The sequence below is a fragment of the Pantoea phosphatilytica genome (assembly GCF_051025615.1).
GTDB lineage: Bacteria > Pseudomonadota > Gammaproteobacteria > Enterobacterales > Enterobacteriaceae > Pantoea.
On sequence record NZ_JBPFDF010000001.1, the window covers coordinates 1,223,833 to 1,238,354 of the forward strand.

The 14,522-nt window shown below is 58.8% G+C and carries 13 protein-coding genes; 9 read left to right on the top strand and 4 right to left on the bottom strand.

Annotated elements, in window-relative coordinates; translation table 11 throughout:
* Positions 1 to 343 precede the first annotated feature (343 nt).
* The 7 genes from sapA to ACR6AS_RS06085 all read left to right on the top strand — a co-directional run bounded on the left by sapA (position 344) and on the right by ACR6AS_RS06085 (position 7,869).
* On the top strand, positions 344 to 1,966 hold the full coding sequence (gene sapA, locus ACR6AS_RS06055) for an ABC transporter substrate-binding protein SapA (RefSeq protein WP_111139477.1): 1,623 nt from the start codon (positions 344 to 346) through the stop codon (positions 1,964 to 1,966).
* A complete protein-coding gene (sapB, locus tag ACR6AS_RS06060; protein WP_111139476.1) occupies positions 1,967 to 2,932 on the top strand; it encodes a putrescine export ABC transporter permease SapB in 966 nt (321 codons plus the stop codon). It begins immediately after the preceding gene.
* Positions 2,919 to 3,809 carry a putrescine export ABC transporter permease SapC gene (gene sapC / locus ACR6AS_RS06065; protein ID WP_111139475.1) on the top strand — a complete coding sequence of 297 codons (891 nt, stop codon included), beginning with the start codon at positions 2,919 to 2,921 and terminating at the stop codon, positions 3,807 to 3,809. The genes sapB and sapC overlap by 14 nt, the downstream gene beginning before the upstream one ends.
* Positions 3,810 to 4,805, top strand: coding sequence for a putrescine export ABC transporter ATP-binding protein SapD (sapD, locus tag ACR6AS_RS06070; RefSeq protein ID WP_111139474.1), 996 nt, complete (start codon positions 3,810 to 3,812; stop codon positions 4,803 to 4,805).
* Between the two features lies 1 nt (position 4,806).
* A complete protein-coding gene (sapF, locus tag ACR6AS_RS06075; RefSeq protein WP_111139473.1) occupies positions 4,807 to 5,610 on the top strand; it encodes a putrescine export ABC transporter ATP-binding protein SapF in 804 nt (267 codons plus the stop codon).
* Between the two features lie 141 nt (positions 5,611 to 5,751).
* On the top strand, positions 5,752 to 6,540 hold the full coding sequence (gene fabI / locus ACR6AS_RS06080; RefSeq protein ID WP_111139472.1) for an enoyl-ACP reductase FabI: 789 nt from the start codon (positions 5,752 to 5,754) through the stop codon (positions 6,538 to 6,540).
* Positions 6,541 to 6,756: 216 nt separating this feature from the next.
* Complete coding sequence (locus tag ACR6AS_RS06085; protein WP_434161485.1) at positions 6,757 to 7,869, top strand: CMD domain-containing protein; 1,113 nt, start codon at positions 6,757 to 6,759, stop codon at positions 7,867 to 7,869.
* Between the two features lie 7 nt (positions 7,870 to 7,876).
* Here the strand turns inward: ACR6AS_RS06085 and ACR6AS_RS06090 are convergent, their stop codons facing one another.
* Entirely contained in the window at positions 7,877 to 8,773 is an 897-nt protein-coding gene (locus ACR6AS_RS06090; RefSeq protein WP_434161992.1) for a LysR family transcriptional regulator, read from the bottom strand.
* Between the two features lie 386 nt (positions 8,774 to 9,159).
* Between ACR6AS_RS06090 and ACR6AS_RS06095 the strand changes: the two genes are divergently transcribed.
* Both ACR6AS_RS06095 and ACR6AS_RS06100 read left to right on the top strand, forming a co-directional pair.
* A complete protein-coding gene (locus ACR6AS_RS06095) occupies positions 9,160 to 9,366 on the top strand; it encodes a TraR/DksA C4-type zinc finger protein (RefSeq protein ID WP_111139468.1) in 207 nt (68 codons plus the stop codon).
* 210 nt (positions 9,367 to 9,576) lie between these two features.
* Complete coding sequence (locus tag ACR6AS_RS06100) at positions 9,577 to 10,065, top strand: anti-virulence regulator CigR family protein (RefSeq protein ID WP_434161487.1); 489 nt, start codon at positions 9,577 to 9,579, stop codon at positions 10,063 to 10,065.
* 179 nt (positions 10,066 to 10,244) lie between these two features.
* On the opposite strand, the gene ACR6AS_RS06105 is transcribed toward ACR6AS_RS06100, so the two are convergent.
* The 3 genes from ACR6AS_RS06105 to ACR6AS_RS06115 form a co-directional block, all read right to left on the bottom strand.
* Positions 10,245 to 10,958 (bottom strand): YoaK family protein, encoded by a 714-nt coding sequence (locus tag ACR6AS_RS06105; protein ID WP_111139466.1) that lies wholly within the window; start codon positions 10,956 to 10,958, stop codon positions 10,245 to 10,247.
* Positions 10,959 to 11,099: 141 nt separating this feature from the next.
* Positions 11,100 to 12,644, bottom strand: coding sequence for a methyl-accepting chemotaxis protein (locus ACR6AS_RS06110; protein ID WP_293771022.1), 1,545 nt, complete (start codon positions 12,642 to 12,644; stop codon positions 11,100 to 11,102).
* A 174-nt stretch (positions 12,645 to 12,818) separates the two neighbouring features.
* Entirely contained in the window at positions 12,819 to 14,405 is a 1,587-nt protein-coding gene (locus ACR6AS_RS06115; RefSeq protein ID WP_434161489.1) for a PTS transporter subunit EIIC, read from the bottom strand.
* Positions 14,406 to 14,522 lie beyond the last annotated feature (117 nt).

Here is a 14,522-nt window from a genome sequence, read left to right on the forward strand (position 1 = left end):
GATGACGGGTGGCGGCTCCGGAGAAGACGTTGTCCGGGCACGGGAGAGCATACCCTGCTGAAAGCAAAAAAAAGCCCGCCATTGGGCGGGCAACAATACTGGAAGCAATGTGAGCAATGTCGTGCTTTTCTCCGGCAGAGCCACCGTCGAATCGCCAATGAATAATAATCATTCTTATTATCATCTGTAAACCCTTAGTTGAGAATTTTTCTCATTACTACACCCTCTGTGCGTGCTTTTTTACGCGACGATGATGAAAATCAGGCTGGCAGTCGTCGCAGGTTTTGGGACAACGCCCGCTTTGCGATACACTCTGCGTAATGCCTCAAAATCGTTGAGTTCTATGTCAAAACTACTGTATTCGCTGTTGCTGAGCCTCAGTGCGTTGAGTGCCCCTGCGTGGTCGGCACCGGCAGGTGATATCCGCCAGACCGGCTTTGTCTATTGCGTCAGCGGCACGCTGAACACCTTTAACCCGCAGATGGCCAGCAGCGGGCTGACGGTCGATACGCTGGCGGCACAGCTCTATGATCGGCTGCTGGACGTTGATCCCTATACCTATCGTCTCAAGCCCGACCTGGCGTCGGGATGGGAAGTGCGCGACAACGGCGCGACCTATCGCTTCCATCTGCGCAGCGGCGTACAGTTTCAGCAGACCAATCAGTTCCGCCCGACCCGCACGCTCAACGCCGACGATGTGGTATTCAGCTTTGCCCGGATGTTTGATCGTCATCATCCCTGGCATAACGTCAATGGCGGCTACTACCCCTACTTTGACAGCCTGCAGTTTGCGGATTCGGTACAGAGCGTCAGAAAAATCGACAACCGGACCGTGGAGTTCAGGCTGAACAGCCCGGATGCCTCGTTCCTCTGGCATATGGCGACCCACTATGCGCCCGTGCTGTCGAAAGAGTACGCCGATCAGCTTACCGCGCAGGGACGACAGGAAGAGCTGGATCGGCAGCCGGTCGGCACCGGTCCCTATCAGCTCAGTGAATATCGCACCGGTCAGTACATCCGGCTGGCACGGAATCCTCACTACTGGAAAGGCGTGCCGCGCCTGCAACAGGCGGTGATCGATCTCGGTTCGGGCGGCACCGGACGACTCTCAAAATTGTTAACCGGTGAATGTGACGTGCTGGCCTATCCCGCGGCCAGCCAGCTGACGATTCTGCGCGACGACCCCCGTCTGCGGATGACGCTGCGCCCCGGGATGAACGTCGCCTATCTGGCCTTTAATACCCGTAAACCGCCGCTCGACCGGCCGGAAGTGCGTCATGCGCTGGCGCTGGCGATCAACAATGAACGCCTGATGGAGTCCATCTATTACGGCACCGCCGAAACGGCGGCCTCTATCCTGCCGCGCGCCTCCTGGGCTTACGACAACGATGCCCGCATCACCAGCTACGATCCGGCGAAGTCCCGGGCGGCGCTGGCCTCGCTTGGGATCAGCGATTTGCATCTGCGGCTGGTGGTACCGGTCGCCTCCCAGTCCTGGAATCCCAGCCCGCTGAAAACCGCCGAACTGTTGCAGGCGGATCTGGCGCAGGTGGGTGTCCGGCTGACGATTGTGCCGGTAGAGGGCCGTTTTCAGGAGGCGCAGCTGATGGCGATGAATCACGATCTGACGCTTTCGGGCTGGGCGACGGACAGCAACGACCCCGACAGCTTCTTCCGGCCTCTGCTGAGCTGTGCGGCAATTCGTTCGCAGACCAATTATGCCCACTGGTGCTCACCCGCCTTCGATGAAACGCTGCAGAATGCCCTGTTATCCCAGCAGCTCGCTGGCCGCATCGACAGTTATGACAAGGCACAGCAGATTCTGGCGCAGGAGCTGCCGGTGCTGCCGCTGGCCTCCTCGTTACGGTTGCAGGCGTTTCGGCATGATATTAAAGGGCTGGTGCTGAGTCCGTTCGGTAACGCATCCTTTGCCGGGGTTTATCGTGAAAGCGACAAGGAAAAGTAAGTGATTATCTATATTCTGCGGCGTCTGCTGCTGCTGATCATTACCCTGTTTCTGCTGTCGCTGGTCAGCTTCAGCCTGAGCTACTTCACTCCCAATGCGCCGCTGGAAGGCGCGGCGCTCTCCGACGCCTGGTGGTTCTGGTTTAAAGGGATGCTGCAGTTCGATTTCGGCGTCTCCAGCACCAACGGACAGGAGATTGGCCTGCAGCTGCGTGAGGTTTTCCCGGCGACCATGGAGTTATGCATCCTGGCCTTCCTGTTTGCCCTGCTGGTGGGGATCCCGCTGGGGATCTGTGCCGGGGTCATGCGCAATAAATGGCAGGATAAAACCATCAGTGCGCTGGCGCTTTTCGGCTTTTCTGCGCCGATTTTCTGGCTCGCGCTGCTGCTGACGCTCTTCTTCTCGCTGACTCTGGGCTGGCTGCCGGTGTCGGGTCGCCACGATTTGCTCTATCCGGTGAAGAATATCTCGGGCTTTGCATTGATCGACGCCTGGCTGAGTCCTTCGCCGTGGCGGCACGAGATGATTGTCAGCGCTCTCTCTCACCTGGTGCTGCCGGTGCTGGTGCTGGCGATGGCGCCGACGACGGAGGTGATCCGCTTGCTGCGCAACAGCACCAGCGACGTAATGGATAAAAACTATGTTAAAGCGGCCGCCACGCGCGGTCTGTCGCGCTTTACGGTGATCCGCCGCCATGTGCTGCACAATGCGCTGCCGCCGGTGATCCCGCGTCTGGGCCTGCAATTCTCGACCATGATTACACTGGCGATGATCACCGAGATGGTCTTTAACTGGCCTGGCCTCGGCCGCTGGCTGATCAACGCGATTCGTCAGCAGGATTATGCGGCGATCTCCGCCGGTGTGATGGTAGTCGGCGGGCTGGTGATACTGGTCAACGTGATTTCTGACGTCATTGGTGCGGCGCTGAATCCGCTGAAACATAAGGAATGGTATGCCCGTCGATAATATCTACGCCGAAAAACGCCTGCCCAGTGCCTTTCGTCAGAGCTGGCAGCACTTCTACAGCAAACCGATCTCGATGGTCGGGCTGTATGGCTTCGGCGCGCTGCTGCTGCTCTGCCTTTTTGGCGGCCTGATTGCGCCTTACGGCATCGATCAGCAGTTCCTGGGCTATCAGCTGCTGCCGCCCTCCTGGTCCCGCTACGGCGATGTCTCCTTTTTTCTGGGGACTGACGATCTCGGCCGTGATGTCCTGAGCCGCCTGCTGAGCGGCGCGGGCCCGACGGTCGGCTCCGCGATGCTGGTCACGATCTTCGCTACCCTGGGCGCGCTGGTGCTGGGCGTGCTGGCGGGTATGACGCACGGCATCCGCTCAGCGGTGATGAACCATGTGCTGGATACCCTGCTTTCGATCCCGTCGCTGTTGCTGGCGATCATCGTGGTGGCATTTCTTGGGCCACGGCTGGAACATGCGCTGCTGGCGGTCTGGCTGGCGCTGATGCCACGTCTGGTACGCGAGATTTACAGCGCCGTACACGATGAGCTGGAAAAAGAGTATGTGGTGGCAGCGCGTCTTGATGGGGCGAGCGGGCGCAATATCCTGCGCTACGCCATCATGCCGAACATTTTGCCGATGTTGATCACCGAAATTACCCGTGCACTGTCGATGGCGATTCTCGATATCGCGGCGCTGGGATTTCTCGACCTGGGCGCACAACTGCCCTCACCGGAATGGGGTGCGATGCTGGGTGATTCGCTGGAGCTGATTTACGTCGCCCCCTGGACCGTGATGCTGCCCGGCGTGGCGCTGATGATCAGCGTGTTAATTATCAACCTGCTCGGTGACGGCATCCGTCGCGCCGTCGAAGCGGGAGTGGAATAAATGCCGTTACTTGATATCCGTAATCTGACCATTGAATTTATGACCGCTGACGGGCCGGTCAAGGCGGTCGATCGTGTCAATCTGACACTGGGCGAAGGCGAGATCCGCGGGCTGGTCGGCGAGTCCGGCTCCGGTAAAAGCCTGGTCGCCAAGGCTATCTGCGGCGTGACCAATGATAACTGGCGAGTCACCGCCGATCGCATGGTCTTCGATGATGTCGATCTGCTGCGCCTGACGCCGCGCGAGCGCCGCCGCATCATCGGCCATAACGTCTCGATGATTTTTCAGGAGCCGCAATCCTGTCTCGATCCCTCCGAGAGCATCGGTCGTCAGCTGATGCAGGTTATTCCGCGCTGGACCTACAAAGGTCCCTGGCTGAAACGCTTCTGGTTCTGGCGTAAAACCCGCGCCATCGAACTGCTGCATCGCGTCGGCATCAAAGATCACAAAGATATTATGCGCAGCTTTCCCTATGAGCTGACCGAAGGCGAGTGTCAGAAGGTGATGATCGCCATTGCCCTGGCAAACCAGCCGCGACTGCTGATTGCCGATGAACCGACCAACGCCATGGAGCCGACCACCCAGGCGCAGATTTTTCGCCTGCTGAGCCGCCTGAATCAGAATAATAACACCACGATCCTGCTGATCAGCCACGACCTGCGCACCATGAGCCAGTGGGCTGACCGCATTAATGTGATGTACTGCGGCCAGACGGTGGAAACCGCACAGAGCGAAGATTTAATGAGCACGCCGCACCATCCCTATACCCAGGCGCTGATTCGGGCAATGCCCGATTTTGGTCGCGCCCTGCCGCACAAGAGCCGCCTGAATACGCTGTCGGGCGCGATTCCGTCGCTGGAGAGCCTGCCGATTGGCTGTCGTCTGGGGCCACGCTGCCCCTATGCGCAGCGCAAATGTATCGAGACGCCCCGGCTGACCGGCAGCAAAACGCACCTCTATGCCTGTCACTTCCCGCTGAATATGGAGGGCCAGTAGCATGGAAACCCTGCTCGAAGTGCGTAATCTGAGTAAAACCTTTCGCTATCGCACAGGCCTGTTTCGTCGTCAGCACGTTGAGGCGGTGAAGTCGGTCAGCTTTACCCTGCGTGAGCGGCAGACGCTGGCGATCATCGGTGAAAATGGCTCCGGGAAATCCACGCTGGCGAAGATGCTCAGCGGCATGGTCGCGCCCACCGAGGGGGAGATTCTGATTGACGATCATCCGCTGACCTTCGGCGATTATGGCTATCGCAGCCAGCGCATCCGCATGATTTTTCAGGACCCGTCCACCTCGCTGAACCCGCGTCAGCGCATCAGCCAGATCCTGGAGTTCCCCCTGCGGCTGAATACCGATCTTGATGCTGAGGCGCGCGAAAAGCGCATTATCGCCACGCTGCGCCAGGTGGGCCTGCTGCGCGATCACGCCGGCTACTATCCGCATATGCTGGCGCCCGGTCAGAAACAGCGTCTGGGGCTGGCGCGTGCGCTGATCCTGCAACCTAAGGTGATTGTGGCTGACGAAGCACTGGCATCGCTGGACATGACAATGCGTTCCCAACTGGTGAACCTGATGCTGGAGCTGCAGGAAAAGCACGGCATCGCCTACATCTATGTCACCCAGCATCTGGGGATGATGAAGCACATCAGCGACAAAGTGCTGGTGATGCATCAGGGCGAAGTAGTGGAACGTGGCGGCACCGCCGATGTGCTGGCCTCTCCGCTGCACGATCTGACCCGTCGGCTGATCAGCAGCCACTTTGGTGAAGCGTTAAGTGCTGAAGCCTGGCGGCGCGAGCGCTGATTTTTGCCGCCTGTCCCGGAAATTGCGGGCCGGTTTACCTGATTTATGAGAGACGTGCTAGAATCCGCACGTCGATTAACGTCGGTCGCTTACTTTTTAATCATGCGGCCGCCAACTACAATGACCATAAGGATTACAGCTATGGGTTTTCTTTCCGGTAAGCGCATTCTGATTACTGGCGTTGCCAGTAAACTTTCCATCGCCTACGGTATTGCACAGGCGATGCACAAACAGGGCGCAGAGCTGGCTTTCACCTACCAGAACGACAAGTTAAAAGGTCGTGTGGAAGAGTTTGCCAAAGAGTTGGGTTCAGACATCGTGCTGCCATGTGACGTAGCCGAAGATGAGAGCATCAAATCTCTGTTCACTGAACTGGCAAAAACCTGGCCGAAATTTGACGGTTTCGTTCACTCTATCGGCTTCGCCCCTGGCGAGCAGCTGGTTGGCGACTATGTGAACGCCGTTACCCGCGAAGGCTTCAAAATCGCGCATGACATCAGTGCCTACAGCTTCGTTGCTATGGCTAAAGAGTGCCGCGAGATGCTGAACCCGCACTCTGCGCTGCTGACGCTCTCTTACCTGGGCGCTGAGCGCGCGATCCCGAACTACAACGTGATGGGTCTGGCTAAAGCGTCTCTGGAAGCAAACGTGCGTTACATGGCAAACGCCATGGGCCCGGAAGGCGTGCGTGTTAACGCCGTGTCTGCAGGTCCTATCCGCACCCTGGCGGCCTCAGGCATCAAAGATTTCCGTAAGATGCTGGCACACTGCGAAGCGGTTACCCCGATTCGCCGTACCGTGACCATCGAAGATGTCGGTAACTCAGCAGCATTCCTCTGCTCTGACCTCGCTGGCGGCATCACCGGTGAAGTGGTCCACGTTGATGGCGGCTTCAGCATCGCCGCTATGAACGAACTGGAACTGAAATAAGTTCCTCAAGGGCGAGCCTGGCTCGCCCTTCTCCTCCCCTCTGCCGCACCCTTCCTGCCTGATTTTCCTGTCGTTATACCGTAACGCTATTAATTATCACCGATCAATCTTTTGTCCCGGACTGACCATCAGCGACGATAAGCCAGCCCTTCGGTTTATGCACATTTTCAGATTCTGCCGCTGCATGCCGAACCCGAATCTGCAAAAGGATTGATCATGGAACAACGCCGCTATCCGGGCCATAACCACTGGTTTTACGAGAGCCAGACCAGTCCACGTACCTCGCAGGCCGCGCCGCTGGTACCCGAGGCCGCCCATATTGACGATCGTTTCCTGCTGGGCTGTCACGGTGATAACGCGGAGATGCTGGCACTGCTGCGCGCTCATCAGCCCGCTCTGCTGGCCGCGCGCGATCTGGCGCAGCTTCTTTTTCCCGATCGCGTGGCAACGTCGCTCACCCACACCCTGACCCTTTACGATCGCCTCAGCACCGCGCTGACGGTGGCGCAGGTTACGGGGATTCAGCGGCTATGTAATCACTACTCTGCACGCCTCAATCCCCTGCCCGGGCCTGACTCTTCACGCGAGAGTAATAATCGTCTGACCCAGATTACGCAGTATGCGCGCCAGCTGGCGATGCAGCCGGAGCTGATTGGTGCCAGCGCGATCACGGCACTGGATGCGGTTGGCCTGACGGCGCCCGATATTGTGACGCTGAACCAGCTGATCGGCTTTGTCTCTTATCAGGCGCGAGTGGTCGCCGGACTTCAGGCATTGCAGGCGCAGCCGGTTCGCTGGCTGCCAGGCAGTACCGCCCCGCCGGATGCGGACGCCAGCGGATTTGACCAGCCTGGCCGCTGGCAGCCCGCGCTGAAACCGCTGGAATTACGTTATGCCAGTGCGGAACAGCTTACGGCCATTACCCGCTGTCAGCCATTGCCCGGCATGCAGGAGGCGGTCTGGCTGCTGGCACATGATCCCGCTGCACTCTATGGCTGGGCGCAACTGCGTCAGCATCTGCCGCAGGACTTAACTCTGGCGGAGGCGACCGCGGCCCGCATTCTGGGCAGCCGCTGGGGATTCCGGCTGCTGCCGGGGAATGAAAGATTAATCGAAGGGGTGGATGAGGCCGGGGTCACAGGCGAGCAGCAGCAGATCATTGCGCTGGCGGCGCAGCTCACCCGGTCGCCGGAACGCTTCAGCGCCGCACATCTGCAGCCGCTGATGGCGGCGGGCCGGGAGCCGGAGGCGCTGTTCGCGCTGATTCAGTGTGTTGCCATCGGCAACTGGAACAGCCGTCTGTTTTACGCGCTGGGTGAGTCGCGGTAGCAGATACTCAGACCGGCAGCAGGCCGCGCGCCTCGTCGAAGAAGTGCTGTGCCAGCGGGGTCGCGCGGCCCGGCTCGGCAATCACCAGGGCCGCCTGACGGGCCATCGGCGGCAGTATAATCGCGCGCTGCTGTAGCCCCTGCAACGATGCGGGCAGCAGGTGCCCGACCGGAGAGACCAGCAGGCCAAGACCGACCTGCGCGCACTGCATCAGCTGCATCACCGAGGCGCTCTCGACGATCACCCGTGGCACCAGCCCCGTCTCACGAAAAGCCATATCCAGATAGCGACGGAAATAGCGCGTCGGTTCCGCCAGACAGAGCGGCTGCTGTGCCAGGTCAGGGAGTGCCAGTGGCGTCTCCCCCACCAGCGCCGGGAAATAGTCGGGGTGGAATATCGCCTCAACGCCTCTGTCCGCCAGCATCTCGGTCTGAAAATGAAGCTCCCGCAGGGTTGCCATCTCAAAGAATCCGATCCCGACATCCACAGTGTGGCTGTTGAGGGCTTCGAGTAGTTGATCGGCGCTGAGCACGGCAATCCGGTAGTCGAGCTGAGGATAACGGGCCTGAACCGCCTTCAGCAGCAGCGGCAGCGCCATGCTGCACTGTGGCACTACGCCCACCCGCAGTGTGCCGTTCACGCCATGTTTCAGCGACTCGACTTCCAGCTTCAGTCCCTGATAGACCGAGACGATCTCCCTGGCCCACGCCAGCACCCGATCGCCTTCAGGGGTAAAACCAGCGAAATTATTGCTGCGGTTTATCAGCGGCAGACCCAGCTCGCGCTCCAGATTTTTCAGGCGCATCGAAAGGGTCGGCTGGGTAACGAAACTGGCTTCGGCGGCACGACCGAAATGGCGTTCGCGCTCCAGGTTGCACAGGTATATAAGCTGTTTAATGTCGATTTTGTTTTTCCATCAGCGACTTACGATTAATTATTTTATGCAGCGCGTTTTTTATCTGCTGCCTGATGTACAGCTAATTTCGCAGGCATCTGCGTGGCGTGGCGATGCTCATGATAAGCCGATTAGTGCCAGGCTTCAAACCAGCGGACACATCGCCTTTCAGCCGGTTACCTGACAGAGATGTTACCCGACCTGGATTGATTCTGTTGCAAAAGAGAGCCGTCAGTTTGCCCCCTAATCCGCGGGATTGTCCTGTTCAGGCAATCTGAAATGATGCCGCTATGATGAACCCCACGTCACCCTAAAGCTTCAGGAGAACGAAGCGTTTCCCTTCGGCAGCTGTTTTATGTTTGAATTGTTAAAATTTGATGAGGTTATGACTGTTTATGGATGAGATAGATTTAGCTCAGGAGCGTGAAGAAGCGCATCTCGCCGCCTCTCTGGCGGCACGTAAGCCAAAAGTGCTGAGTCCTGACGGCATGTGCATCTGGTGTAAAGATGAGTCTGTCGTGGCTGACACGGCCTTCTGTTCCGTTGAGTGCGATGAGGATTTTCACAAGTATCGCCGGGAGCAGCGGCAGCGTATCAGCTGACGGACGGTTCGGGGGCCAGCCAGCCAGCATCGCGTCGCGCGCTGCTGGTCACTCCTTACCCTGCGTGACTCAGCGGCAGAGGACTTTCCGCACTGCCCCCCCCCCTCTTTACTCGCATCGCTTTTCCGGGATGACATTTACATCCTGGCCTGTTGCTGTCCATACTCAATAAAGATAAAAGCGGTCCTGCTAATCTGAGGAGACAGATTCATGCAAAAGCATCGCCCTCTTCTTTCACTTCTGGCAGTTGTTCTGGGTTTCGCCGTTATTGCTTCGCCGGGCTATGCCAACCCTGGCAATGGCAATGGCAATGGCAATGGCAATGGCAATCATGGGAATAACGGCGCTCACGGCAATCAGGGACGCCATGATGATAAGCCGAAGGAGAGACAACAGGGACGTAAAAACCACGGGCAGCCTGATCGTGTCGGCGCGGACCTTACCTTCTCACGGGCGCGAACGCTGGCGGTAAACTATGGTCTGGTCGGTTACCCGTCTCTGCCGCCGGGCATCGCAAAAAATGTGGCGCGTGGTAAACCGTTACCGCCGGGCATCGCGAAAAAAAGCCTGCCAGCGTCGATGATTAATGCGTTGCCCTATTATCCCGGCTACGAGTGGCGGGCTGTGGGCAACGATTTAGTCCTGATTGCCCTGAGCACGGCTGTTGTGACCGCAGTAATCAACGGTGTCTTTGACTGATACCCGTCCCCCACTGAAAAAAGCCCTCTGCTGATGACCGCCCGATGAACAGCGGGGGCTTCAGCAGGCGTGCCTGCATCATCACGATGACCTGGTGCAGAAGATGGTTACAGGCGGCGAAGTCGCGCATCGGACGACGCACCCCCGACACGGCACCACAAAATCAGCACCTCATCCCTTCACTTTTCCGATCGGGTAAAGATCGTTTTCAGCGCCAGACCGATCAATCCGCCCCCCACCGGCAGCAGAAAGTTGTTGCCGAGGAGCCTGTAGAGGCCTATTCCCGCCACGCCGCCTGCGAGAAACGACAGCAGTGTCAGCGCGTGCAGGCGCAGGCGGCTGAAATAGAGTGGCGTCTCTTTAGGTGACGCCTTGCGCCGAAGCACCTCAAACAGCATCGCCAGCTCGATACCGATATCCGTCGCCGTGCCGGAGATATGGGTCGTCCGCACCCGTGCATTGGAGATCCGCGTGACCACCGCATTCTGCAGCCCCATCAGGAAGCTCAGGCTCATGATTAACATTACACCCGGTGAATGCGCGGGAAAGGCGCGCTCCACGCCCCCCAGGATCATCAGCGCGGCACCCTCGATGAGAATGACAGCGGCGTAAATGGTGCGGATATTCCGGCGCTGTCCGGCATTAATGATCAGCGTCGAACAGGCGGAGCCCGCAATAAAAAGCAGCACCACAGACAGGAAAAAGAGGGCTGGCCCCGCATTCGCTTTAGCCAGCTGGTCGGAGAGCAGCGAAACATTCCCGGTCATGTTGGCGGAAAAAAAACCGACCACCTCAAAGGCAGCAGTATTCAGCGCGCCTGCGGTGGCGGCCAGCGTGCAGGCCAGGCGGGTATCGGCGCTGTCGCTGCGGGCATTCTCGGTGCTGATGAGCATGACGCCCCTCTCTGATAAAAATCCTGTTTTACGCCGGGTATATCCTGGTCACCATGCGCTGAATCAACCGCGCCTTGAAGCCGCAAGGAGCCGAAACCTGTCCGGCTCCTTGCGAAAGCCAGTATGCGCTACCTGCGCCTGTTAATGGCTTGCCAGACGGAACGTGGAGACCGACTGTGTCAGGTACTGCACCTGCTCCTCCAGCGAGGCAGAGGCCGCTGCCGACTCCTGCACCAGCGCCGAGTTCTGCTGGGTGACGCTGTCCATCTCGGTCACCGCCTGTTCGATCTGACCGATGCCGCGGCTCTGCTCATCCGATGCGGTAGAGATATGTTCCATCAGCTCATTGACGCGGCTGACCGAAGAGATAATCGCGTTCATCGCCTCACCGGTGCGGCTGACCTGGTCTGAGCCGGTGCGGATAATCGAAACTGATTCGGCAATCAGGCTCTCGATCTCTTTGGCGGCCGTGGCGCTGCGCTGGGCCAGATTGCGTACCTCGCCCGCGACCACGGCAAATCCGCGCCCCTGCTCGCCCGCGCGGGCCGCTTCGACGGCGGCGTTCAGCGCCAGGATGTTGGTCTGGAAGGCGATGCTGTCGATGACCGTGGTGATCTCCTCGATCTTTTTCGAGCTGGTGTTGATGAGTCCCATCGACACCACCACTTCCTGCGACACTTTTTCGCCACTCTCTGCGTTCTTCACCGCCTCACTGGTCAGACGGCAGGCTTCGAACACGTTTTCGGTATTCTGTTTCACCGTTGCGCCCAACTGCTCCATGCTGGCCGCAGTTTCAGTCAGGGCCGCAGCCTGCTGCTCGGTTCGCGAGGCCAGATCGATGTTGCCTGCCGCAATCTGCTGCGAGGCGGTAGAGACTGAATGGGTCGAATCGCGCACCTGAAGAATAATCGCGGTCAGCGCGCTGCGCATCTGCTCCAGCGAGCCCATCAGCAGCTGAATTTCACTGCGTGAGCCTGCCTTGACCGGCACCGTGGAGTCCAGTACGCCCGCCGCGATCAGCTTGCAGTGCGCCTGCGCATGGTTAAGCGGCGCCAGCACGTAGCGCTTCATAAAGAGATAGATGGCGATGATGATGGCAAAGAACAGCACGCCCGACAGTACCTGTAACATCACGCCGGTGGAGAAGTGGCTCTGCGCCTCGCTGTTCAGTTTTCTGGCGTAAGCCTCATGCTGCGCCAGCACCCGGTCCAGAATGATTTCATACTGGCGATCAAGGCGAACTACTGTGGCAATCTGGTTTTTAAAACGTAGCTGATCGTGTGCTTCGGCGGCTTCAATTAGCGGCTGGAGCCCCTGCTGACGATACGTCTGATAAGCCTGACGATAGGCCTCTGCTTCCGCCTCTTCACCCGGCAGACGCGGGGCATCCATATAGGCCCGGAAGGCCGCATCCGCTTTACCGGCAACTGTGCGCACGCTATCCAGCGTGGCGGGATTACTGGCATCGCTGCCTTCTGTCTCTTTCATGTACTCCATCAGGCGGACACGCAGCGTGCGGCTGTGGTTGATCGGATCGATCACGGAAAGCACCACGCGAATCTCTTTATTGACCGCATTCAGGGAGTGATTGCTCTGAAACAGCAGCGAGGTACTGATCGCCACGCTGGCCAGAAACAGCACCAGCAGGAAAGAGAAAATAATCAGGGAGGATTTTTTTAACGACATCACAACGTTCCGAAAATAGGGAAGACAGAGTCGCTATATCGGCAGAAAAGCGCATCCCATTAGGGGCGCGCTTTTTTTAGTTACAATAAGCGGAGCGGCAACCGACAGAGGTTCTCCCGGGCGGGCGCTGAGGGTGAGCAGCCCGCCGCGCGGTGAGGCCGCAGAATCGCCGGATCAGGCGACACCCAGCGCCATTTTTACTTCGCTGGCAATCTTCTCGACCTGTGGGCCATAAATCACCTGAACGTCGTGCTCACTGACGCGATTGATGCCGTTGGCACCGGTGCTCATCAGCGTCTGATCGACCACCTGATTCATCGCTTTCACCCGTACCCGCAGCCGGGTAAAGCAGCAATCGACATCTTCGATATTGGCCTGACCGCCCAGACCGCTGATAATCACCCGGGTGCGCTCATCGGCGGCAACCTGCTGCGGTTTCTCCTCCTCCGACTCGCGGCCCGGCGTCTCGACGTTCATCCGGGTGATCACCAGCCGGAAGGCGTAGTAGTAAACCGGCGCATAGATCGCGCCCAGCGCCAGCGTCCACCACCAGTGAGTTTTTGCCCCGCCCAGCATGCCGAATACCACCAGGTCGATAATGCCGCCCTGTACGTTGCCGATCATCAGGTGCAGCATTGACATCAGCATAAACGACAGGCCGGTGAGAAACGCATGCAGCAGGTAGAGCACGGGCGAGACAAAGATAAAACAGAACTCCAGCGGTTCCGTGATGCCCGTGGTGAATGAGGTCAGCGCCCCGGCCATCACCAGCGCCCTGACCCGCTGCTTATGCTCCGGTCGCGCGGTGTGGTAGATCGCCAGCGCCGCGGCAGGCAAACCAAACATCATCACCGGAATCTTTCCCTGGGCCAGGAACTGCGTGGCGGAACGCAGCGTCTCATCGGGGATCGCGCCCGGATGAGTCAGCGAGGCATTAAAAATGTTCAGCGCACCGACCACCGTCTGTCCATCCACGATCGCCATGCCGCCGATGGGGGTAAACCGCACGGTTTCATTCAGGATGTGATGCAGGCCGGTGGGGATCAGGATGCGCTCGAACGTGCCCAGCAGAAACGCGCCATACTGCCCGCTTTTGCCGATCATCTGACCTATCCAGGCGATACCGCTGCCAATGGTTGGCCAGATCAGCGCCAGCAGCACCCCGACCAGCGGCAGGCAGACCACGGTGACAATCGGCACAAACCGCCGTCCGCTAAAGAAGCTGATCGCCGTAGGGAGTGACTGCGTGTAAAAGCGATTGTGCAGCACCACCGTCATCAGTCCGGCGATCACCCCACCCAGCACGCTCATGTTGTAGGTAAAGACGCCCAGCATGCTGATGTATTCCGCCGACATCATCATCGCCGCAGTCTGATCCAGCCCCGCCTGCTGCAGCGCAGCGGGTGTTGTGGTGGCTGCGGTGATCCCTCTGGCCGCCAGGCTGGCGCTGATACCGACGTTCATTACGATATAGCCAATCACGGCGGCAAAGGCGGCGGTGGGTTTCTCCGCCTTCGCCAGACCGATAGCCGTCGCCACGGCAAAGAAAAGCGGCAGATTAGCAAACAGCGCCCCGGCGACCTTACGGATAAAGCCGATGATGAGCTGCGGCACCTGCATCTGCGCAAAGGCTTCGCCGGTGACGGCCGGGTTCTGCATGGCCGCCGCCAGCCCAAGGAAAATCCCTGCGGCTGCGATGACCGAAATAGGCATCATTAACGCTTTGCCAAATGCGTGGATCTGGCTGGTCAGCTGTTTCATAGGGTTACGCCTCGCTGCTTGCAAACAGCAAGTATGCGTCTGATGCAGGGATAACTCCCGTTATCAGCCCGTTAAAAACGGGTAAAATCTGACCAGCGTCACACTTCGCACGCCTGC